This window comes from Pseudomonas sp. SWI7 (genome assembly GCF_006351945.1).
In the GTDB taxonomy this organism is placed as follows: Bacteria; Pseudomonadota; Gammaproteobacteria; order Pseudomonadales; family Pseudomonadaceae; genus Aquipseudomonas; species Aquipseudomonas fulva.
In genome coordinates this window covers 1357332-1379737 of sequence record NZ_CP040930.1, presented here as the reverse complement: position 1 = coordinate 1379737, position 22406 = coordinate 1357332, and the positions used below count along the sequence as shown (strand labels likewise).

Here is a 22406-nt window from a genome sequence, read left to right as displayed (position 1 = left end):
TGAAAGGGCAAGCTCAATACGCACAGGGCAGCATTGGTATCCCATGGAGACCCTACCTGTGCCAGGCTAAAAACTCAGTCTCAATCAGATAAACTAAGTCAATTGCGACCATGCTCACTACACATCTGCTGCGCCGCCTGATTGGACATTAAAGCTGTATATATATACAGTATTGGGTCGACCACGCCCGCTCCAGGCGCCCTGCCCTTGCCTTTGCCCTTTTCCGCACAAGCGCCAGCGGTTTGCACAGCTAGGCAAAAACTAAGCTAGAGCTTAGATTCTCACCCCAACCGCTCAGAAGTCTGCAAAAACTAAGGTAAACCTTAGATTTCAACGGCGTCTTCTAGTCACTGTCGCCTCACAAAGATAGCTGTAAACCAACTTTTTGCACTGTAAACCACAGCGGTTAACAGTATAAAAAATTGGTTTACAGCCTCTGCTCTACCCTTCGGAGGCAGGGAACAGCGCCCGTTGGCTCAGCAGGAGCAATCCCAGCAGGCTGGAGGCCTTGTCCTTACGGTTTTCGATAGCCTCCTCGAGCAGTGTCCGGGCGTCTTCCTGCGTGAGTTTCAGGGTACCGGTAGCCAGTGCAGCGGCAAACTCTAAGGCGGCATCGCCGTAAGTCCGCTCCCAGCGGGCGAATACCTTGGCGATGAACTCCTTCATCAGCTTGCTCAATTCCGGGCTTGCTGAGTAATCAAGCTCTGAAGGGAGACACGCCCGGAGGAATGACGCCTGCAGGACGTTGTCGTTAAACCGGAGGAAGCACTCCGGTGATAACACCACGGATTCATACCCCGTCGGTTGCAGGCGCAGCTCATGATTTTCGTGCTCCCGAGCGAACTGGAGGACGGCAGCAATCGTAAAGAACACCGTGCTTTGCGGTACGTTTTGGCAGTCCTTGCCCACATTACTTGAGGGGTCGAAGAACAAAAAACCATCGGATAGGGCGAGCGCGTTGCCATTATGTTTTGGCAGGAAGCTGTGCTTGTGCTCCTCAATCAGCTCAGCGGCCTCATCAAGAGCCTGATGACGAACCTCGTCCGAGACTGCAGGCGTGAAGCCGACGTCATCGACCTGCCCGGCGGAGGTAACCTTGGTCAACCGACTCCAGGCGTTTTCTTTTCCGTCATCTCCGATGGGCAGGCACAGCCAGTTAGAGAAGCCATACTCCCGGGGCGTGGGGTTCTTCATCAGGAAAGTTTTGAGAAGCGTCCAGGCTCTCGCGCTCTGTGGAATCCCGATCGGTGCAAGGAACCTGCGCGGCACGGTCGCATCCATGTAGGCCCGCAGATCACGACTGATTTCTCTCAGGATGCCGCCATCGCGCGCAACTACTGTCGCGACCAGCACCCCGGAGACGGTTTTGAACTCAACTTGGTCAAGCTCGCTATAAGGTACGCATTGGATTGGCTTGGTCGCGCCCCATTTCTCGCTGAGAATCTCATGGGCCACCTCGCCAAGTTTCTTCGACCCGTCATCGTCGGCGTAGACGATCAGGTTTGTCGCCATGGAGACCGACCAGTCAATTTCAGCGGCCAGCCATGTTCTGAAGGCAGCGTCCGCCAGCAACAGATCAGTATTGAGCGTCAACAGCTTGCGAGGCTTGCTCGACTTGTTGAATCCATCAATTCCTCCCATACCGAAGTACTTGTGGAATTTGGCCAGCCGCTTCGGGTCATGCTTCAAGGATATCGTGATCGACTTGGGTGGCTTGGATTTCGCCGAGAAGTTCTCTCCTATGATCTCGATCAGCGTGCAGCCTTCCTCAGCCTTGACTGGCAGTGGATAGTCAACGTCGTCCAGGGCGACCAGCACACCTCCGTATCGGCCATCCGCTGTGCGATCGATCAGCGTGGCTACGCACTCCTCTGTGAACCCCTGCTCCCCCATCTGCTTAGCCATACCGCCAGATGTAGAGGCTGATACCACGCAGAAATACTCACCTTCCGGCGGGTAGATGGTCTTGAGCCGTTCGTAGGAGTGGAAGCTCATGACTTCAGCCTTGCTGTCCAAGCGAGCGAGCGCATTTTTCGCGAATGCATAGATGCCCATGGTGTCGATGTACACCTTGCCAGCCTGGCGCAGCCTGGCACCGTACTCGAGTGCAATTGCATACCCGACCACACACACCTCGGCTTCATCACTCGCCAGTTCCCTGGTCTGGATGAACACGTTGTTTAGTGTGCCAGAGGGGTGCTTGAAGGAGTGCGCGGATGGCGCTGCATGAATCACGTTGTTCTTTTCGATCAGCGTTCTCAAACCATCCCTCAAGAGAGCGCTAGGATCATGACGGTAGACAAGCTCTTTGCCGCCCAGCACATGGGGGGTGAAGCTTGCGCCATTCCACTCCAGGAACACGTATTCATGGACACATACACGCGCGTTTTTCTCGCCACGCTTCAGGAGGTTGGCCAGGCGGTCTTGGTCGTCAGCCCAACCGCTCCTGAATACGGATAGCTGATCAGACGTCCCCAGGATGTAGACGCAGTCAGGTAGATGGCGTTGGGCCTTGAGAGCCACCTCGATGTCAGTGAAGACATGCTGAACCGAGAGCTCGGAATCGTTGTAGCAGACGACCAACGCTTCATGACTGCTACTGGGGTCGCTGACAGCGGACATCCATTGATAGAAACGCTCCATTACATGCCCCTCAATGGAATCATGATGGTGACAACAGCGCCTGCAACGGGCGCCAAATCGGTGGTGTCCCAATCCCTGAAATCGTCAGGATGACGGTGCTGGTCGTTCTCTTCGAATTGGTTGTAGATGCACAGTCGCCCGGAACGGATACGGATCAATCCGCCTACCATGCGAAGCTCGTTCAGGATGGCAGGCAGGCCGATGCCCGCAGCGTCCAGAGTCTTGCTGGACTGGCGTGGCTGCAGGCATTTGAGCAGGTAGTCTCGCTCCTCCTGGAGCGACATCTCTTGCACCGCCCTGCCGCTAAACCTGGAGGCGAATCCGGGGCCTGAGTCGAAGAAGCTGATGTGCAATGCGCGCAGGCTGGTCTTGTTGTTGTCGGTGGTGGACGACTCTCGCTCCCAGTAACGGCGCAAGTCCTCACTACCGTCAAAGTCTTCAGCGAAAATCTCGTCCTCAAGTCGCTTCCAGCCGACCATGACGCCTTCTACGTGGGCGAAATACGGGTGGCCCAAATGGTCTGAAGTCGCGTGTTCCTGGGTGTTGGATACAAGCTCAGAACAGAGCAGGCCCAAGCTTTCGAGGAGAGAATCCGGAACACTGGCACGCCCGCTCTGCTTGTTGACGAAGTCAATGAGCCTGCGCATCTCAGTGGTCATTTCAGACGCAGGCTTCACCTTGCCTTCCGCGCTAAAAAGCGGTCGCAGGTGCTGAACCTTCGATCCTGCAACACAGATCAGATCGACGACTCGGCCGTTGACGACGTCCTCGTACCTGCCGGCGTCCATGGCCTGCATTCGTTCGACCGACTCCTGAAAGACCTCTCGGCGATTGAATGTCTGCTCGCCGAGCCGGATACCCTTGGAAAGGCGCAAGGCAGCAATACCTGGCGAACAGTTAGCGAGGTTGTGCAGCAACGCTTGAGCATCGGCTTGCGGGTTGAAATCAAGGTAGTCGCTCTGCAACTGCTGCCGGGCCAAGGTAACGATCAGTTGCAGGCGTGCGGCATCATGCATGGCGCCATGCCGCGCACTGAGCATGTCTGCCTGAATGAGAAACCTCTCACCCTGGCTGTCGCAGATCTTGCGAATGGCCGCTTCGATGTCTTTGAGCGTACGCGTCTTGCCAAGGTTGATAGGTTTCAAGCCTGTTTCTCCAATCAAACGTCCGCTTTGTCCCCAGCGCCAAGAAGCAAGGTTTTGATCTTGGGCTCTGGCTTCCAGTAATTCGGGCCTTTGAGGAACTTCCCGTTCTCGTCGTAGATAGGCTTTCCATCTGCTCCCAGTTTGCTTTCGTTGCTGTCCATGATGACGTCCAGGACGTCCTCCAATGGTAACCCGTACTTCAGGGCCTCAGACCGGCAGTAAACCATCACATCACCCAGCAGGTCGGCTATGGCAACCTTGATATCGATCTCGGCTTCACCTTTCTCGATCTTCTCGACGATTTCATCGATCTCATGGACTTCAGCCATCAGTGTGGCCTTGAACTTCCTGAGCTTGTCCGCAGGATCGGCGAGAAGCGTCGGAGCGCTGTTGATCGGCAGCTTATACATCTGATTCATAGCATGAATGCGGTCTTTGAAAGGCTTACTCATGAATGCTTCCTTCTCGATAAGTCAAAAGTGGTGAGTCCGCTTTGCATGATGCAACACGCAAAAAATCAAAGGAGCGGCTTGAGCGTCGCGATGACGGGACATGAGCGTTGGACAGGCGCGGGGATGCCTGGCTGGCATTGAGGCCGCGAGGTCACGCTGGGAATGGGCTGGGAGCGGTTGGGAGTCTGGGCAATCCATTTGCGATTGAAAACTCATTGTCTCTCACTACTCCGTTAGCCCAGGACGCCAGTTAAGAAATCAAGATCCCAGAAGCATACTGGAGAGCTCGAACAGCGGCGAGCCTTAAACAAACAGCGTGCGCATGTGGCCAAACCCAAAAATCCAGAGGCGCCAGTTGAAGAACATCGAGCCACATTTGCGAAAATTTGGCGGTTACCCTCCTCCGTAGCCGAGAACGGTCGGCGTTTCGATCGCGTGACCGATCCAGTCTTAGCGTTGGTGTATACCTTTGATGAGCACCAAACCCTCGGCCACGACAGCATTGCGGGCAAAAGGGCCCGCCTCGAGGTCACTCAGGCGACAAAACCGTGCTCTAAGCGCCTGATGAACTCAATCACCGTCTCAGCCTCCAGCCTGGTTGTGACCATGCTGCCAGGAGCTTTGCCATCAAGCGCTTTGACTGGGTGAGACATCCAGCGCATCGCCGCATCATGATCGCCGCTATACAGTCGCATAGCTGCTTCGAGCACTTCTAGGTAACGGTCGTGTTGATCAGGGGACAAAGTGCTCATGTGAAAGCGCGCTCCGCTTTGGCTATGCCGGGCATGTGGCGGCGTCGAGTTGTGATTATGGTCGATCGCTGGGCGAGCGTCTGCTGCCATTTGCGATTCCCCACCGCTGGGTTGCTTCTGAGCTGCAGCGCTTGCGGTTCCGCGCTTCAATGCCAACTGTTCCCGCATCCAGTGGCTTGCAGTGTCGAAGTCTCGCATCATGGCCGCAAACTCTTCGTCAGTGAGAAGCGCGGGCAGTCTGTCTGGCGTCACGGCGACTCCATTTATGCGGCTGGTCGATCGGCGTCGGATTGATCCAACGGCGACCATGCATTCAAAAAACCAACCTAACATGGCACTACGGGAAGCTCCAGCGCACCACGCCGTGGCGTGAGCCCGCTGGCACGGATCAGGCGGGGTCGAGGAGCGGCAGATGACAGCCATGGGCCATGGGTGCATGGGGTCGCGCAGACGCCTCCCCAGATGATCTGACATCCTCCGTCACTTACGCATTCCTTAGTATGCCTGGAATGCCCTGCCCGCTTTGTGGCCATCGCATCAAATCTAGCCCTTAAACCGGATGGCCCACCATTAATCTAGCCATCGAACTGCTGAGTCAGTCACCAGGTTCCGATTACTGATCCGGTTCACCGCGCCGGCGCCAGCTCGCGCTCACGGTGCCGCTCGACAGGCAAATGGGAAGAAATTCGACGATTTCATTTTGCCATCCTCGCAGATCGCCATGCTCCGGATTGTGTGCGAGGATTCGGTCAGCGCGATGCCTCAAGGGCGTGCTAGACGGTAATCAGGATATCGAGCCGTTGATTTCCTCGCTGTGGCGCTGGACGCCATCATGATGATTACAGGAGGTTGTACTAGAGACATGGCATTGGATGTGGCGTTTAGCCTTGAGGCTGGAGATTTTGTCGACCCCGATCGAGCCTATGACCTGTATTGGGCAGGAGTCATCACCAACAAACGTCTCTTCGTTTGTCCGGGCGCGGGCTGCACAGCGCAGGTGACCTGTGCGAATCTGGACAAGGACGTGCAGAGCATGCGGGTGGTGCCGCACTTCAAGGTCTACGGCGACCATAGTGAGACGTGCGGGGTTGTCAACGGGAAGGCGGTCGATCTGAAGGTTGAGCCGAACGGCCCCGACGGGCAGGAGCGCAGAACTGTCGATGAATCCATTGTTGACGTCTTCAAGCTCGAGCGTCCCGACTCGTACTACGACGAGCCCACCCAGGATCCCGCTGCCGATGTGCAGGTAGCGAAAAAGCGCGCTAAGAGCACCAGGCCATACACCACCAAGCTGGGTGAGTCTGGGATCGTTGGCCCCATCTACTCCGTCCGTTCGGTGGTGAGTCGGTACATTCGCTATCGATCTGACAACACCCTGGAGTTTCGCCGCCTCAACATCGCTGGCCAGGACGTAGCGTACGACAGCATTTTCAAATGCATTTGGGAGCAGGATCTTAACGACCTCCCCGACCACCCCGTCATCTACTATGGCTGGGCCTACATTGACCGCACCAGAAAAGACGATGCGTACCGGATCAAGTTCAAGAAATGCTTGATGCGCGGAACCGAAAGCTTAACAACCTCAAGCTTCGTCTCGGATGCGCTCATCGACCGCTACAGGCTCAAGAACCTCATGGCAACCAGGCTTTCAAAGATCTCTCAGGAGCCTAAACCGACCGCATTCGTGTTCCTGTACGGACAGCCCACAGTACGTACATCGAATGGGACAAGCTACGCCAATTTCGAGCTGAAGAACTTGGACATGATTGACGTCAATTACGACTGTCCATTGCCTTCCAAGTACGACAGGTAGCCTGCGACTCCTGCGCAGCCCCTCAAAGCACACGACGTTTGCTAGGTCGAGGCTGCCATGATGCTAGGCCAGCCCAGGCCTGGTAACGCCAGTAAATCCAGCAGTGGGATGTTGAGGTCAAGGCGCCATCGGTACCGTCGGTTGTACATCTAAAATCGCCCGGAGGGCTGCCCAGGGGCGTCGCCTGGACGAGCCTGCCTACCCACCGCCAGCTGCGCCCTACTCGCCCGCCTACCAGACTTCGTTTGGATCGGAGTCGTCGGCTGCAAACAGATCTTGGGTGCCAGCTGGCCGCGCGGCCGTCTCTGGCTCGTCCTCGTCCTCGTCCTCATCGCCATGGTCAGCGGAGTCAAAGTACTCTTCATCCATGTCATCGAAGTCGAATTCGTCTTCGATGGCAGCGTCGGAGTCGAAATCGAAGTCGTTGAGCGCTGATTGCTTAAGCTGGAAGATAGGCGGGAGCTCAGCCTCTTCGTTATAAAAGCCTACGCCAGCTTCTAGCATCTTTGCGAAGCATTCTTCCCCTTGGATGAATTCAAGGTTTGTGTTGGAAAGCCAACACCGGCGCCCGCCTTCATAAGCCAGCATCCAATTGTTGCCTACAAGCGCCTGGCCCGTTGCCAACGACTCGAGATCGGCAAGACTGAGCTCGCCGGCCACCAAACCGGACTGATTTAGATCCAGCGCGATGAGCGAGCACACAGAGCTCTCCATCTGGAGCACTTGCTGTACCAGTGGCGCCTCTAGGGAAATCCTGAGCTCCTTGCACAGCCATAGTAGCCAGGCCGTTTCACTATGATGGTTCGCTGCAGAGGCTGACCCGAGGAGGTTCCTGCAGAAATCGCCCAGCGCTTCCCGGTTCAATTCATACTGATGGCGATGATAAGTCACCAGGATCTGGGTGATCACTTGAAGTGTGTTGGGAAATCCATACCCGCATTTGAGCAGGTAGGCTTCGGCGATGGGCCAGTTGGATTTTTTGATAATCGTGGATGAAAGCTGCTTCAAGCCATACTTGACCAAGCTTTCATCCTTGAACCGTGCCTCCAGCGAGAACAGCACCTCAAAATAGTGGTGGATGTCGTCTTTTTGCTGACGGCGCTTCGGTGAGACAACCAGCTTTTTGAGGGTGTATTTCCAGGACTCCTGGACGAGCTCGCGGACTTCAACAATCTTCGTTTTGGATGCATTGATCTGCAGTTCAAATGCGCTGACGCACTTGATGATGACAGCCAGCGCGCGTTCAGCCTCTTCCCTGGTGTTGAAAAAGAAGGTGAAGTCATCGACATAGCGGAAGCCTTTAGGCCAGCCACCCAGCGCGTCTCGAATGGAATCGTCAATCGCGACGCCTATCATCTCGGCGATGATGTGCGACGTATCCGGGCCAATCGGCAACCCAATGGTCTGCCCATCCTGCGTACCCATGCAGCGCTGATCCAGGGTGTTGCCGAAGAACTGATCGGATTTGCCCCTGTTGATCTTGGCTAGCGCCTTTGTATGCAAGGCCCACGGAATCGTATGGGTGTAGATGGTGGGAAAATAGCTCGAGATATCGGTGACCAGCGCATACCGTGCGCCCGCCGAGCGGCGCACGCGCTCCTCGTACAGGTCAGTGAATTTCGTCAGCTCAATCGCCCGCAGCGATCCTCCAGTCCCAGGAATGCTTCGAGAGATTTCACTCTTGTCGAAATGCTCTTGGATTTTCGGCCAGTACCGGCAGATGTCCTTGGCCAATCCATAGAAATTGACCGGGTTGGGTATAGAGGTGGTACGTCTGCTGTATGACGACCTCGCCACCGAAAATCGTTCAGATTGGGAAAGTATGCGCCTTCTTCCGTCCAGGGCCTCATCCCAGGAAGCTTGGAGCTCCTCGATTTTTTCCGCCAACTGCGTGGTGCTGAATCCGACTGGAAGCTGGATCGGGAAATACCCTCTTGAAAGCAAGTCCTGTAGCTGCATGGCTCTCCCTGGCAATCAGGTGTTGGTGAGTGAAGGGCCTCAGTTTTGCAGGCTCAGTCTTTCCAGAAAGCATTCAGCCCCCACATGGCAACAGGTTTCAATCACATGGATGCCGGCGGTGGTGATTACCCGGTAGCTATATGCCATGAAAGTTTGGTGAAGGCTACTCGACGACGCCGCTCAGCGAATCTTGCCCCTGCTGCACTCAGCGGCTTGAAAGCCATCTGGGGACACTCCATCAACCACGCCTGCAACGGGAAAGCCTCTGGAATTGATTCCTTGAGTGTTGACAGGCACATTCAATGCCAATGTCAGCACCAGCCCCCCGAAGGCCTCGAAGGATTGGCCTATTGCGCCAATTTCACTGGCTAGCCTGCTGACATAGTGAGCGCGCTTGTAGGGATCCATCTTACCCATCTTCCTCAAAAATCACCCAGAGCGGGCGTGCGGAGCACTGACACAACACTTCAGCACGAGTCATTGCGGTTGGCGAGGTCAGCCCAGAGCGTTCCAGCCTCCAATGATGAAATGCTATCCGGCCCATCAAAGGAACACTAGGCCTGATCACCCTAGCGCCACCTCTAGTGAGTTTTTCCATCCTGTTCTCTATCGGCATCAGCAGACGATTGTCTGGTAAAGCGCGAGCACTTTCCCGAAGAACCTCATTGCCTTGCTGTGTGCGAACAGCGGCTTCAAAGCGCAGAGTCAACCGTCCTGGGCCTCGCTCTCTACCCTACTATCACGCCACCGGAAGCAAAGCCTGTCATCTTCGTCCATCACCCAGAGCCCAGACCAAATGGCTAGCCAGAATTGCGTCCTCACCAAGGCCGGCAGGCCCATTAACAGACCCAGCGCCTGCAATACAGGGCTCATGCTGAATTTCCGTTTTGAGGAGGCGAAGGGTGTGTAAACGCGGTACGTAGGTAGGCCGAACCTGAATCGCCAATAAAGAGCAATCTCGCTCTTGGCAAATTTGATCGCATTACAATTCCAGCGATTTCCCCAGCGGAGTCTCCACTCATCGCTCAAGAGCCAACTCTGGGTCATGCAGGACGTGACGGAATTCTGGGCAGGCAACTCAGCCCCCGTTGATTGCTGGATCACACACTGCCGCAGCTGGATCTCCTCTACCGAGAATGCAATGCCATACTCCTTACCGCCCACGAATGCCTGGACGGGGATATTCGTGAGGTTCCAGACGATAGGGCGAGTGTCCACATCGCATACCGATACTTTCTCCTGATAGCGAATGCCTGCTCCAATCGCCTCGAAATACAAGTCAACTTTCGCAAGGCTCTCTCCGGTTGCGCGCAGCGCCAAACGCGAGATCCTTGGCTCCGGATCTGTAGGCAGTGCAAGGCGTACCGAATACTCCAAGTGCTTACCCAAGGGATCCCACCGCGCTCCTAGCCGGTGGCGAATAGCCCATTTTTCATGTGACGCAGCATAGGTTTTGTACAGCAAGGCTTTGGTGACTCGCTGCCAAATCCAATCGGCAGCCTTGACTACGAGGTTGAATGGAACTGGGATATCCAAGCTTAACTCCTGGTTTCAGTGCAAAGGCTCGATGTCTGAGCAGTCGATCTTCGGGGCGTACTGCTGCAGTCACCGCATAGGCATGACAGCTGATACGGTACCCCCAGATTTCCGCGCCTAGATCAGCAATGGTGGGTGTCGGATCAACTAACCGGTGCCCGCTCCAAGCAACAGGCCTAAGTCGATGGCAAAGTGCTGATCGCGTATTTCTCCTGAAGCCTGCTCATTTATACTGGCGATCGCAAAGGCGAACACATGGTGGGTTTAGATGTTTATTGAGTTTGACCTCAACCGCAACGATTTTGATGCCTTGATGCGGCATTGCCAAACGTACAGGCCGGAAACCGGGGATGCCCGTGAAGATCGACGCTTGCTCGATGCGCTTGAAGTGCTGTTGGAAGCCATGAGGGGGTCTGATCAGTCCCCTGAGAGCTGAAAGCCAAGAGCTCTGCCCTCGGAGATCCATGGCGTGCATTTGATGCGCAGACGTCTATGTGGGCGCCAGCTCAGGCTGGGATATCGAGGCGCGGATGGATTATGTACGCTGAGCAGATCGCAGATCTGCCCAGAAAATCGTGTGTCTTCAAAATGAGCCTGCAGGGAGGCAACTTGGCCAAACTCGACTTTATTTTCAGTGTTCATATGTGTGCCCTCAGCGAGTCCATCTCTGTCATGCGAATGCTCGCAGAGCAGGCAGAAAAAAATGTGGCGCTTGCACTCAAGGAAGCCGAAGATTTGATAAAGGAGCATGAGCACGAAGAAGAAGCGTACGATCAGTACGGTGAAAGCTACGTGCGGCAACGGACTTTCTACTCATGTGGCGCTTCTATCGATTATGACCATGATGAAGTGTTATTGACGCACAAGTTTATGATTGCCCAACTCACTCGACGCTCAGCATTTCTTACGATGTTTGGGTTGTTCGAACACCGTATGAGTCAATGCCTGGAGTTTATGCTTTAACTCACTGGGTTTGAGGGAAAGCTCAAGGGTATGGGGCCAATTGAAAAGGCCCACGATATGCTGAAAAAGGTCATTGGTGGCAAAGGCATCACAGACCTGGATCATCTGACTGTTATCAGGAACGTAATGGCTCACAGCGACGGCACCGCTAAGGGCTACAGGGAAATAAGCACGCGTATTGGTAGAAAGAACACTTGGGAAAAAAGGGTCTTGTCAGCCATTCGCAAAACCGAGGGTGTGGGGGTGTCGGTCAACTTTTTTGACGGTGTCCTGATGGACGAACGCTTTTTGGAGTATGCCGCCGACGATTTTCAAAGGTACGTGGGAGAAATGGAGGCGGCAGTGCAGCGATATCATGCAAAATATGGGAGTGAATCAAGTAAAAACCGGCGCAAGGGGTGGTTGAGCAGGATAAAAGAGCATTGGTTTGTCAAAATGTTCGCCTAGTACTTTTCGAACCTGTCGAATGCCCTACAGAATAGATGATGCCATCGATCGGAGGGCGCGCCTCTAACCTCAGTCTGAGGTATTCATGGTCACGCCCCGATCCGACTTACGCTACGAATGATCTAATGCGAAACGCGAGAAGCGCTACTGCTACCACACCTACACATTGAGACCAAAAAGGCTCGAACCAGACGTAGGTATCCTCGCCAAGCCAAACGCTGAACGCAGGCATGAGTGCGATCCAGGAGAGCCCAAGGCACACTGGCCAGCTGTAGCTGAGGCCCACGCCTAGTAGCCCTCGGCCCAGGCAGTATCCAAAGAACCAGGCTAGAGCCAGCCTCCCCAAGACAACACCGGTCGTGGCAATATCCAGATGTATCTGGTCGGCCAACGTGACCACGGCACAGAAACACAAAACCACAGCCAAACAGATCAAGATTCCGGCAGGCGAGCTGCTGCTGTAACTTCCACGCATTGTTGTACCTCACTGATGAACGGTGATGTATCAATGCCCTTAAGCTGTTTCGATTTCAACTCAACCTGGAGCACTTTCTCCCAGGTCTCCTGAAACCGCTTGATGCCGGTGCCCTTTCGGGGGATCCACCCTACCCTCTGCCTCTCATGCCCCCTGCTGCCTGGCGCTGGCCGTCTGAAGGCGTGTCATGGATTGTGCACCGATTAGTGATCGCGGCGGTCAGACCTGGCCGCCAACATGCACTCGGTTGTAACGTTGTGCTCGGTTCGGTTGCTCCATGCATCCATCCTCCATTCACCGCCCGCCTGGCTAACCTGTACGGGCTTTATGGCTTGGATCAACCCTGTGCCCGAATCAGGCCAAGAAGCCGACGAGAATTCGACTCCAGAATATGCATGGCGTCTGCAGGAGTGACGTCCCATACCTTTTCCAGCATCTGCGCGGTATGACCTGCACTCCACGGCATGACACTGGCGCCATCTACCTGCGCAAATGGCCCATCGCTTTCAGGGACGACCCGATCGCGTGGGAGTTTCTTGGCCAAGGCCTGCCCCGCTGCCGAGTTGAAGGCTGCTGGGCCAATGCTGAACCAGCAGTCCTGTGCTATTGCCGCCTTGAGCTCCGTCGTGGTTCCAGTGAACCAGTGCAGCACCGCAGTACCGTAGCCCGGATGATCGTGCAATACCGCCAGCACATCCTTAACGGCCTGACGCGAATGGATGCTCAGTACTCGACCGCCGAGGGCTGCGCACTGCGCCACGACGGCAACAAACACGCTGCGCTGCACGTCGTAACTCGCCTGAAAGCGCTTGGAGCCATCCAGGCCGACCTCGCCCACTGCCTTCACGTGTCTGATCTGCTCAAGCAGCATGTCGAGCTCAGCGTGACGGGCGCCAACGATCTCCGGGTGCAGTCCGGGAGTGATCAGCACCTTGTCGCTTCCACCCAGCACTCTGGACGTCGCGCTGAACGCTCGGGGGCTGGTGGTGACAAGCCACGTGAACTCGTTCCTCTCCTGTGCCTGTGCAAAAACGTCACGGGCACTGGGGTAAAGGTCGAGGTGGCAGTGGAAGTCCATCAAAGTACGCCATCTCCAGTTAGCAAGGCTTCAAGTTCATTAATGCCATTCGTGAGCACTGAGCGATACTGTGGGCGCTCATCGACTGGAGCAAACGCGAGCGAGGCGCCCAGGAATCTGTCGATACCCTTAGACCGGGTCGTCAAGACAGCCTGTGCCACAGCCATGGGATCATCAGGGCCGCTGGACTTGTCGCTCCCGACCAGGCTGGAATACACATACTGGGTGGCATCATTCCCTCCCGTCCATGCTGTGAACGCAGCGCGACGAATCATACAAGGTACGCAGCGTCCGCAGTGCGTGCGGTTATAGGTGCGGAAACGCCCACAGCTGGTCGTCTGCCAGGCCAACTGCTGCAGGCGCACCGGATCAAGGCAGTCGTTCATCATTTCGCCCTTGGTCTTGAACCGATAGGGTAATTCCAGCTGCACATGCACTCCAATGCCGTCCAGCACCTGCTGGAGCTTGGCTATGAACAGTGGGTGCGTCGTGCGAGTGCTCAAGCTCGATACGCGCCCGGGGACAAGCGGCGGATTCACGCAGATGAACCCGTTCTCAGGAATGAACAACGTGGGGCGAGGGTCGGCCAGCCGCGAGGTCGCCAGCACCGCGAACGCATAGAACGCCAAGGATCGGGCACGGGTTGAAGGTTCTTTGGGGCCCTTGAAGCTGATGCCGTGACTCCACTGATAATGAGCTCCATCGCCGCCTAGCAGCTGGGCGTAATCTCGCTGGCGCTGCGAGTCCTCATGCGCCAGTTGCGAGACAAACAAGGGACGCCGCCCTTGAGCTACCAGATCGAGACCGCCGATCAGGCTATCAAGGCCTCCCGACAGCAACGACACGCAGTCCTGAGGTTTGGCAACGAACTTTCCTTCAGGTGGCGGCATGCCCGCGCCGGTGAAGATAAGCGTCCAGTAATCCCCGGTCAAAACCTTGAGCAGCTGTTCCAGCTCGGCTCTGTAAGGCTCCCATCGCAGCGGCTCATGCAAGCCGACGCTGAGCTCAATCGTACGCGTCCAACCATCGGCGCTGGTCTTGCGCATCCCACACAGATCAGTTGCGCACACCGCCAGGCAAAACTGAACGAAATCCCAAATGGCCGGGCTAGGCCGGAAGCCTTTGCGCTTGAGGGATCCATGCCAGCCCTTGGCAATGGTACCAACACCCTCTCGCCGGGCGGACTTGAAGTACGAAAAGGCGCGTTCGCCCTGTTGAAGTTCAGCGGGCAGTTGGTCAGCTCTTGCGCAAATTACCTTGATCATTCTGCAAAGACCTCCAGGGCGCCCTGGAGGACTGTTTGCGCCAGGGTTTGGCAATCCAATCGTTGGCCTGCTAGTCCTTCCATGATCCGCTCTACCTCACCGTGTACCCATTCCTGAACATCATTTCGAAGCTCTTGCACTTGAAGGGGCGAATACTTCAGTTTTTCGTAGGTCTGGCCTAGTTGCTCGTCGAGTCGGTTGCACACAGCGTTACCGATTGTGAAACCGATGACCGAGTTGATCTGGTCATCGGTGAGGACGAAAACATCGACGTCTGGATCTTTTTGGTACAGCAAGGCCATCGCGTCCGACCCTGCGTTGCGCAGCGACTCATCATCGATGCTCCCGGTGTCAGGCATGACTTCCTTACCCCTCGGCCATGCACCAGGCACTGGAAGATGGCAAGATCAACGCCGAACTCTTCCAACGCTCGGTGGTGATGACCGATACCGAGCACCTGCACGTTTTGCACGCGCAAATCAGTGAATGCCTGGGCGCCTGCCAGCAACTGCAGACCACAGCCGATAATGCGTTCGGCCATGACGCGCCGAGCTTTCTGCCCCTTAACGACGTGCTTGTGCAGGCCCGACAACTGGTGGAACGCCTACTCAAGGAGCGCGGTGTAGAGTTGGCACCCGCTCCAGGAGCGTCAGCCGAAGAAGCAGCACAGCCCGAACTGCCGGCAGCAGCCGGTACGGCCCCGGCCGCTGCACAGCTTAGCCACAGTGCCCCGTTGCGAACCGTACCGCTGAACCGTGAAGAAGCCTTCACCTTGCTCCAGGGCGTGGCGCAGTTCTTCAAGCAGACAGAACCGCACAGCCCGGTGCCCTACCTGGTGGAACGTGCCATCAAGTGGGGCAACATGCCGCTGGAATCCTGGCTCAACGATGTGATCAAGGACAGCAGCGTGGTTGATGGCATTCGCGATGTGCTCGGCACCCTGCAACCTCGTGACTGATTTGTGGTCCTAGCCGGCTGAAAAGGAGTTTCGACATGCGTCCGATCATTCTCTTGAACGACCCTACCGACCGCGGCGGCATGGTTGTGCAGGCCTCCTCATCGACCCTGGTCAACGGCCGCGCCGTGGCCAGGCTCGGCGACAAGGTGATGTGCCTGCACGGCGCCTGCGTGATCGCCAGCGGCGACACCTCCACCCTGGTCGACGGCATGCCGGTGGCCCGCCATGGCGACAAGACCGCCTGCGGCTCCAGCCTGATCGCCACCAACAGCGACACCGGAATACTGTAAGGACTGCCAGCATGTTGAAACCCTTCGCCCAGGGCCATCGTTCGTTGTGGGACGTGATCGGCGAGCGCCGCGAGCAAGCACAGCGCCTGGCACCCCCACCACGCCCGCGCGCCGAGTACGACACCACCCGCATCGGCCTTAGTGATGCCTGGGTGTGGCTGCCTAACCTGAGCCCGGCCGACGCCAAGGCAGGCAAGGCGCTGGGCAGGGTAAACGCCGACTTCGAGCACGACCCGCGGCTGGTCACCCCGGCCGGCCACCGTCATACCGTGCGGCGTATTCGCGCGGGCAGCGCGCGTGCCGAAGTCAGGATTCTGCCCAGGGCCCTGCAGCTGCTGCAGGCCATGCTCGGCCAATGGCACGACTTCGCTGGCGGCCTGGACTGGGACCAGACCCAAGTGGTGGTGTTCGCCCCCACCGGCATCGACGCCGACCCCTGGCTGGATGCACTGCTCGAAGTTTGGCCGTTCGACTACTTGCCCGGCCACGGTTTTAGCGCCCCCGGCCAGACCTTCGCCACCTGGCTGCCGTGGGCCCAGTGCAACGAGCTGGAAGCCGCCAACCTGCTGTGCATCGGCATCGACAGCTGGGCCACGGTGGACCGCGCGGGGAGCGTGAAAGGCGAACGCATGGCCGGTGAAGCGATCGCGGTGCTCAACCTGCAACGCATCGACCTGGCCAACCCCGAGGGCAATGCGCGCTGGCAGCTGCACCCTGCGGTGAACCACGCCCATGGGCCTCGGGCGCTGTTGCCGCGCAAAGGCTGCGGTGGCCTGGAGCAGGTGAGCGAGCAGCTGTGCGAACAGGCCGGCATTGCCTTGACCGACGTGAAAGGCCTGGTTACTGACGGCCACCACGACGACAACCGCCTGGAGCACCTGTACCAGTTGCTCGATACCCACCTGCCCGACTGCGACATGCAGCAACACGTGATCGGCCATGCCCTGCTGGCGGGTGAATACGCGCCGGGTATCAGCGAAATGAGTGCGCTGGCGCTGGCGTTGCAAGCGGCCAACAGCCTGGAAGGTGCAGTGCTGGTGATGGATCGGCATGCATCGACACAGACCCAAGGCTGGTTGCTGGGGCCGTTGCAGGCGGTGGTTGCCGAGCAGCGACCGAGCGAGGGCGTTTGATGATCAAATACGCCAGTTGTGCATTTTTCCTGGCGCTTGCCGGGTGTGGGGACTCGAACACGAATGTGGAAAAGCCCTCCATACGATTCGAACTGGACGCGCCTGTCGAGAATGCCTTCTCGGGCTCATCTGTGCAGTTTCAGAAGGACTGCATGGTAGGGCTATGCATGTACAAGTACTCCTTGGCTTTCAGCGAGCCCCTTCGAGCGGACCTGGAAATGGTTTCTGACGCAGGCAGCTTAAAGTTTGACGACGTAGTCAGCACAAAGCTAACTACATTTGAAAGCGATATTGTGACTAGCGCCAACGTAACGTTATGCGGTGTGAAACCGGATGCCGAGCCCACTGAAGCCATGATGTATCACGCCCAATTGCTCGACAAATTGCGAGCAGAAGGCTGGCGTCGATTCATCCTTCAAGATGAAGCCCGTATACCAGGCACCGAAGCCCAGAAATTCAAACCTTACTACGTCTTGGATAAACCCGTGGGCACAGGGCCTTGGAATGATCCTGAATTGAGGTTGACCCAGGAAGCGTGGTTGTCGAAGCGGACATTGAGCAATTGGTATTTGCAAAAGGACGGCGTCTACCTGGTGCTCCGTGTACTGCGTTGGGATAGTGAGATTGTGCCCGAGAAGAAAGCTTCTTACCTGTTCACGTTGGAGTTCGAGTCAGAAAGTGAATTCTACAAAGACTACTTCGAAGGCGATGACCGTGAGCATTGGTCAACCCTCCTCCCCGCCGAACTCAAACGCATGGCCCAGGAACGCGCCCAAACCGAGGCACGCCTGAAAAAAATGGGCATCGCCATCGATGAGGACTACCAGGACCCGCCCATCAAGGCCCTGGAATAACCACCCGATCAGCCCCCACTCAGGAGACCCTTTGTCATGGACCTGACCTTCGGCACCCCGCTCTCGCAAAGCGGCCGCCTGCTGCAACTGGCCACCCCATTGGGTGCCGACCAACTGCAGGCCCTGCGCGCCCACGGCGTCGAGCGCATCGGCCGCACCCCGCGCTACACCCTCGATGTGTTGGTGCAGGACACCGAGTACGACCCGGAAAAACTCATCGGCCAGCCCGTCAACCTCGCCCTGCTCTGCGACGACGGCAGCCAGGCCTCGCGCCATGGCCTGGTCGAGAGCGTGCGTTATCTGGGCAGCGACGGCGGCCTGCACGACTGGCAGCTGGTGTTCGCGCCCTGGTTCAGCCTGCTCGAATACCGTAGCGACTGCCGCATCTGGCAAGACAAAACCCTGCCCGCCATCCTCGAGTCCGTGTTCGCCCAGTACGAACACGCCAAAGGCAACTACCGCCTCGACCTGCGCCGCGAGTACGCACCGCTGTCCTACGTCACCCAGTTCAACGAGACCGATGCCAACTTCGTCCAGCGCTGGTGCGAGCTCGAAGGCATCTTCTGGTACGTCGAGCACAAGGCCGACAGCCACTGCATCGTCTTCACCGACAGCAACGACACCCTGCCCGCCCTCGCCCCACAGCAACTGCCGTTCCACACCCAGAGCGTGACCCAGAAGCAGGACGGCATCACCCAGTGGAGCACCGGCTCGCAGTTGCTCAGCGGCAAGCTCAACTGGCGCAGCGTCGACTACCTGGCCCACAGCCAGCCGCGGGAAAGTGTGATGCCAGCCTTGCAGGCCGCCTCTGCCCCTGCCGCGCTGGAGCGTTACGAATACCAGGGCCAGTACAACTGGCAGAAACAGGAGCGCGGCGACTGGCTCAGCCGCGTGCAGATCGAACAGCGCGAATCCCAGGCCCGCCGCGTGCACGGTCAGGGCGGGGTGCGCCAGTTGCAGGCCGGCCGCTGGTTCGAGCTGACCCAGCACCCGCTGTACGAGCGCAAGGCCGCCGAGGCCCGGCAGTTTCTGCTGATCGAGGTGCAGTTTTTTGCCGAAAGCAACCTGCCCATGGCCCAGCAGCGCCGTGATGCCCCCGGCGGCCTGGCACCGCTGTTCAAGACCGTGCGTCCGGCGCCGGACGATTCGCTGCTTGGCTCGGTATTGAGCGAAGCCTCCTACGGTTTCTTCACCAACCACTTCGAAGGCCAGCTACACAGTGCGCCGTACCGCAGCCCGTTCGAGCACGCCAAACCTTCCAGCCCCGGCCCGCAGACCGCCGTGGTGGTCTCCGCCAGCGGCCATGAACTGTTCACCGACACCCTCAACCGCGTCTGCGTACGCTTCCACTGGGACCGCCTCAGCCAAGACGGCGAGTTGAGTTCCTGCTGGCTACGCATGCTGCAACCAAGCAGCGGCCCTAACTGGGGCAGCGTGAACGTGCCACGCGCTGGCGAAGAGGTGGTGGTCACCTTCCTCGACAACGACATCGACCGCCCGCTGATCATGGGCCAGGTGTACGGCGGTCACAAACCGGCCTGGCACTCCAGCGGTTTGATGAGCGGCTACAAGAGCAAGGAAATCGGCGGCGGCGGCTTCAACCAGTGGGTGATGGACGACTCCACCGGCCAGGTGCGCACCCAGCTGCACAGCAGCCACGGCCACACCCAGCTCAACCTCGGCTACCTGATCGACCAGCGCGGCAACCACCGCGGCGCGCTGCGCGGCACCGGCTTCGAGCTGCGCACCGACGCCTACGGCGCCCTGCGCGCCCAGCAAGGCCTGTACCTGAGCACCTGGAAGCGCAGCAACGCCCAGGGTGCGCAGCTCGACGTCAGCGAAGCTCAGCAACAACTGCAGAACAGCGAGCAGCGGCTTAAGACGCTTTCCGATACCGCCAAGCAACACAACGCCGATGCTCTACAGGCCGGCCTAGACAGCCTCACCCAGCTCAACGCCGATGCCGACGTCACTTATGGCAACGACAACAGCAGCCCGAGCCAAGGCCCGAGCGAACAGCAACGCAACGGCGGCGACACCGCGTGGGCCATCCGCAGCGGCGGCCGCGGCAAGACCCCGGGGTACCAGAAGCCACTGCTGATCGCCTCCTCCCCAGCCGATATCGCCACCGCCACCCCGCAGAACACCCACCTGCACAGCGGCAAGCATCTGACGGTGAGTACCGGCGAAGATGTCAGCATCGCCAGCGGCAAGTCATTGCTGGCAAGCGTGGTGCAAAGCATCAGCCTGTTTGCGCAGAACGCCGGGGCCAAGTTGTTTGCCGCCCAGGGCAAGGTCGAATTGGAAGCGCAAAGTGATGCCATGGAACTGACTGCGCTGCAAAACATGAAGCTCACGTCGCTGGAACAGTTGATCGAGATGTCGGCACAGAAAGAAATTCTGCTTACGAGCGGGGGAGCCTATATCCGCATCAAAGGCAGCAATATCGAGGTGCATGCGCCGGGAACCATCGACATCAAGGGAGCGAAGAAAACGCTGGATGGACCGGCCAGCATGGAGCACTCGTTCAAAGAGCTTCCAAACGGTCCTGACTCGGGCATGTATGACGAGCAGAACAAATTTATGACCAATTTCGGCGTTCCACTGGAAAACGTAGCTGTCGAGTTCGACATTCCTGGCAAAGGCAAGCGGGTTTACTTCACTGATCAGGAAGGTATGACACCGCGCCTTTTCAGCGACACACCCGACTCAGCCAAAATGCGACTTGTACCCGATGAACTCGTGGTACCGGCAGGGGCTGACAAATATGTGCCGAGAAAAAAACAATGAACCAAAATTTCAAATTCAATGAGCAAACGTGCTCTACAAACCGCCCCAACCTCCATTACAACGAACTATGGACCCTCGGCCAGCAAGAAGCGGTACGGCGGCTATCGGTGAAAACCCGCATCGAATTCAAAGACACTGCACGCTATGAATTAATCAAAGACTTCAGCACGAGAGCAGAACGCATCGCCGGCAATTACGCGCGAATTTATCTTGAACTTGAAAAAAATGGCAAACCCGAACTAAAAGGCCGATTCTATTGGACTGGGCTTGCTGCGTTCGCAAGCAAGCAAGTCATGTGTGCACTGGACTACTCAAGCAATAGCAAATGGCGCTGGACTGTGGCAGCCGCGCCTTTTTTTGACATCACCATGATGCACTTGGGGGAAGGAAACTTCTGGCTGTTCCAGGATATTTTTGTATGGCACTGGTTTTACATAAACTACCCTCACGAATTCAACAACGCCGTCCCGGAACGAAATTGGAATAGCTATATTTGCGAATTCAAAGATACATTCCAAAAACTTCCTTGGGCTGCTGACGCACTGCCCAAGGTGAATTTTCTAGCAAAAACCCCGCCACTTGAAGAAGGCTTTGCACTCATTCAGCAAGTTGAACGCGTAAAAGATTTGCGATCGCGCAGGGATCTCCAATTAGCATCATTGATGAAAATCGCTGACCACGAGCAGCTTTGGATTCTGCAGCCGCTAATTTACGAGAACTGGGACTTCCAGTTGCTTCTGGATGGGCAGGCAAAGATGGAAGGTAAGTTAGGTGTGCCTCGCAGATTGGCAGCATTCAGCACGCAGTGTGAAACCGGAAACCCAGAGCTTGATGTAACCATGACCAAAGGCGATCTATATAACGACAAAGACAGGATGAAATTCATCACAAAAATTGCCGACAAATACCACAAACTTATGACCACAGACCAGAAATCAATGGAAGAAGTAATTGGCACGATAGCCACCTGGTGGGATCATGCGTAAAATAATTTGCGCCATCATCTTCATCACGCTGGCCGCCTGCGGAGACTCGAATATGAACGAAGAAAAACCAGTCATCAGATCCGATCTGAATGGCACCATTGAAAATATGTTATCGAGCTCCACTGCCTCTTTTGACAAAGACTGCAATTCCAGCTTGTGTTTTTATGACTTTGACATTCCCGCAGAAAGCACTAACAAAGCGAAAGCGTTCCTCACATCGAGCGAAAGCTCACTGGTTTTTAACGATGTTATAAGCGCAGTATTCATTACGCACAACGGCAGCATGATTACCGACACCAACATTATTCTGGGGGGCGTGACTGAGAACGCCAAGCACACCGAGGCCGCTATTTATTTTTATGAAACACTAGATAAAATGAAAGCCGCAGGATGGCAGCGCTACATTTTCCCTGGCGAAGCGAGAATATCAGGAGCTGAAGCCAAAAGATTTGATCGGTTTGATGAAGTGCTAGGCGTACCTGCCGTCACGGGCCCATGGAAAGACCCTGCGTTGAAATTAGACCAAACGGATTGGCTGGCCATGCCAACGATTAACAGCTGGTATCTCTATAACAATGGCAATTATTTGCAGCTTCGTGTGCAACGCAAAAATAGCCTGCAAGCACCACAAGACCGCGGCACCTATTTATTTTCGCTTAATTTCCAAACAGAAGCCGAATTCTATAAAAGCTTCGTCGAAAGTGACGACCGTGAACGATGGACCACCCTCCTCCCCGCCGAACTCAAACGCATGGCCCAGGAACGCGCCCAAACCGAAGCACGCCTGAAAAAAATGGGCATCGCCATCGATGAGGACTATCAGGACCCGGCCATTAAGGCCCTGGAATAACCACCCGATCAGCCCCC

At 56.7% G+C, this 22406-nt stretch carries 20 protein-coding genes and 1 pseudogene; 11 read left to right on the top strand and 10 right to left on the bottom strand.

The window, feature by feature from the left end:
• Window positions 1-441: 441 nt before the first annotated feature.
• From FH041_RS06135 to FH041_RS22940, 4 genes are all read right to left on the bottom strand, one after another.
• Window positions 442-2643 carry a hypothetical protein gene (locus FH041_RS06135; RefSeq protein ID WP_088523635.1) on the bottom strand — a complete coding sequence of 734 codons (2202 nt, stop codon included), beginning with the start codon at window positions 2641-2643 and terminating at the stop codon, window positions 442-444.
• Window positions 2643-3806: a hypothetical protein gene (locus FH041_RS06130; RefSeq protein ID WP_088523634.1), complete on the bottom strand. Its 1164-nt coding sequence runs from the start codon at window positions 3804-3806 to the stop codon at window positions 2643-2645. The genes FH041_RS06135 and FH041_RS06130 overlap by 1 nt, the downstream gene beginning before the upstream one ends.
• Entirely contained in the window at window positions 3803-4240 is a 438-nt protein-coding gene (locus FH041_RS06125) for a MazG nucleotide pyrophosphohydrolase domain-containing protein (RefSeq protein ID WP_055137105.1), read from the bottom strand. The genes FH041_RS06130 and FH041_RS06125 overlap by 4 nt, the downstream gene beginning before the upstream one ends.
• A 533-nt stretch (window positions 4241-4773) precedes the next feature.
• Window positions 4774-5244, bottom strand: a complete 471-nt coding sequence (locus FH041_RS22940; protein ID WP_256585620.1) for an antitoxin Xre/MbcA/ParS toxin-binding domain-containing protein — start codon at window positions 5242-5244, stop codon at window positions 4774-4776.
• 610 nt (window positions 5245-5854) lie between these two features.
• Here FH041_RS22940 and FH041_RS06115 point away from each other — a divergent pair.
• Window positions 5855-6805 (top strand): hypothetical protein, encoded by a 951-nt coding sequence (locus tag FH041_RS06115; RefSeq protein WP_088523633.1) that lies wholly within the window; start codon window positions 5855-5857, stop codon window positions 6803-6805.
• 231 nt (window positions 6806-7036) lie between these two features.
• Here FH041_RS06115 and FH041_RS06110 read toward each other — a convergent pair whose 3' ends face one another.
• From FH041_RS06110 to FH041_RS06100, 3 genes are all read right to left on the bottom strand, one after another.
• On the bottom strand, window positions 7037-8764 hold the full coding sequence (locus FH041_RS06110; protein WP_088523632.1) for an RNA-directed DNA polymerase: 1728 nt from the start codon (window positions 8762-8764) through the stop codon (window positions 7037-7039).
• A 180-nt stretch (window positions 8765-8944) separates the two neighbouring features.
• On the bottom strand, window positions 8945-9172 hold the full coding sequence (locus FH041_RS06105) for a hypothetical protein (RefSeq protein WP_111475846.1): 228 nt from the start codon (window positions 9170-9172) through the stop codon (window positions 8945-8947).
• A 297-nt stretch (window positions 9173-9469) separates the two neighbouring features.
• Window positions 9470-10300: a hypothetical protein gene (locus tag FH041_RS06100; protein ID WP_176417812.1), complete on the bottom strand. Its 831-nt coding sequence runs from the start codon at window positions 10298-10300 to the stop codon at window positions 9470-9472.
• Between the two features lie 268 nt (window positions 10301-10568).
• Between FH041_RS06100 and FH041_RS22665 the strand changes: the two genes are divergently transcribed.
• The 3 genes from FH041_RS22665 to FH041_RS06090 all read left to right on the top strand — a co-directional run bounded on the left by FH041_RS22665 (window position 10569) and on the right by FH041_RS06090 (window position 11710).
• Entirely contained in the window at window positions 10569-10736 is a 168-nt protein-coding gene (locus FH041_RS22665) for a hypothetical protein (RefSeq protein ID WP_165919278.1), read from the top strand.
• Window positions 10737-10909: 173 nt separating this feature from the next.
• Window positions 10910-11263, top strand: a complete 354-nt coding sequence (locus tag FH041_RS06095) for a hypothetical protein (RefSeq protein WP_140174264.1) — start codon at window positions 10910-10912, stop codon at window positions 11261-11263.
• A 57-nt stretch (window positions 11264-11320) separates the two neighbouring features.
• A complete protein-coding gene (locus tag FH041_RS06090) occupies window positions 11321-11710 on the top strand; it encodes a hypothetical protein (RefSeq protein ID WP_140174263.1) in 390 nt (129 codons plus the stop codon).
• Window positions 11711-12522: 812 nt separating this feature from the next.
• Here FH041_RS06090 and qatD read toward each other — a convergent pair.
• From qatD to FH041_RS06075, 3 genes are read right to left on the bottom strand one after another with little or no spacing between them, the layout of a single operon-like run.
• Window positions 12523-13263 carry a Qat anti-phage system TatD family nuclease QatD gene (gene qatD / locus FH041_RS06085; protein WP_088523629.1) on the bottom strand — a complete coding sequence of 247 codons (741 nt, stop codon included), beginning with the start codon at window positions 13261-13263 and terminating at the stop codon, window positions 12523-12525.
• Window positions 13263-14528, bottom strand: a complete 1266-nt coding sequence (qatC, locus tag FH041_RS06080; RefSeq protein WP_088523628.1) for a Qat anti-phage system QueC-like protein QatC — start codon at window positions 14526-14528, stop codon at window positions 13263-13265. The genes qatD and qatC overlap by 1 nt, the downstream gene beginning before the upstream one ends.
• Window positions 14525-14887: a hypothetical protein gene (locus FH041_RS06075; RefSeq protein ID WP_204846419.1), complete on the bottom strand. Its 363-nt coding sequence runs from the start codon at window positions 14885-14887 to the stop codon at window positions 14525-14527. The genes qatC and FH041_RS06075 overlap by 4 nt, the downstream gene beginning before the upstream one ends.
• Before the next feature lie 2 nt (window positions 14888-14889).
• Here FH041_RS06075 and tssA point away from each other — a divergent pair.
• From tssA to FH041_RS06040, 7 genes and pseudogenes are all read left to right on the top strand, one after another.
• Window positions 14890-15486 (top strand): annotated as a pseudogene (gene tssA, locus FH041_RS06070) (type VI secretion system protein TssA); the annotation flags it as partial.
• 35 nt (window positions 15487-15521) lie between these two features.
• Window positions 15522-15776, top strand: a complete 255-nt coding sequence (locus FH041_RS06065) for a PAAR domain-containing protein (protein WP_028687577.1) — start codon at window positions 15522-15524, stop codon at window positions 15774-15776.
• An 11-nt stretch (window positions 15777-15787) separates the two neighbouring features.
• The gene (locus FH041_RS22935) at window positions 15788-16909 is read left to right on the top strand and encodes a hypothetical protein (RefSeq protein WP_239937953.1); all 1122 of its coding nucleotides are present in this window, start codon (window positions 15788-15790) and stop codon (window positions 16907-16909) included.
• Window positions 16909-17763 carry a hypothetical protein gene (locus FH041_RS06055; protein ID WP_088523626.1) on the top strand — a complete coding sequence of 285 codons (855 nt, stop codon included), beginning with the start codon at window positions 16909-16911 and terminating at the stop codon, window positions 17761-17763. Before FH041_RS22935 ends, FH041_RS06055 begins: the two co-directional genes overlap by 1 nt.
• Window positions 17764-17799: 36 nt before the next feature.
• Window positions 17800-20553: a type VI secretion system Vgr family protein gene (locus FH041_RS06050; RefSeq protein WP_140174262.1), complete on the top strand. Its 2754-nt coding sequence runs from the start codon at window positions 17800-17802 to the stop codon at window positions 20551-20553.
• Complete coding sequence (locus FH041_RS06045; RefSeq protein ID WP_239938282.1) at window positions 20550-21539, top strand: DUF2515 family protein; 990 nt, start codon at window positions 20550-20552, stop codon at window positions 21537-21539. Before FH041_RS06050 ends, FH041_RS06045 begins: the two co-directional genes overlap by 4 nt.
• Entirely contained in the window at window positions 21532-22389 is an 858-nt protein-coding gene (locus FH041_RS06040) for a hypothetical protein (protein WP_166741504.1), read from the top strand. Before FH041_RS06045 ends, FH041_RS06040 begins: the two co-directional genes overlap by 8 nt.
• Window positions 22390-22406: the final 17 nt, after the last annotated feature.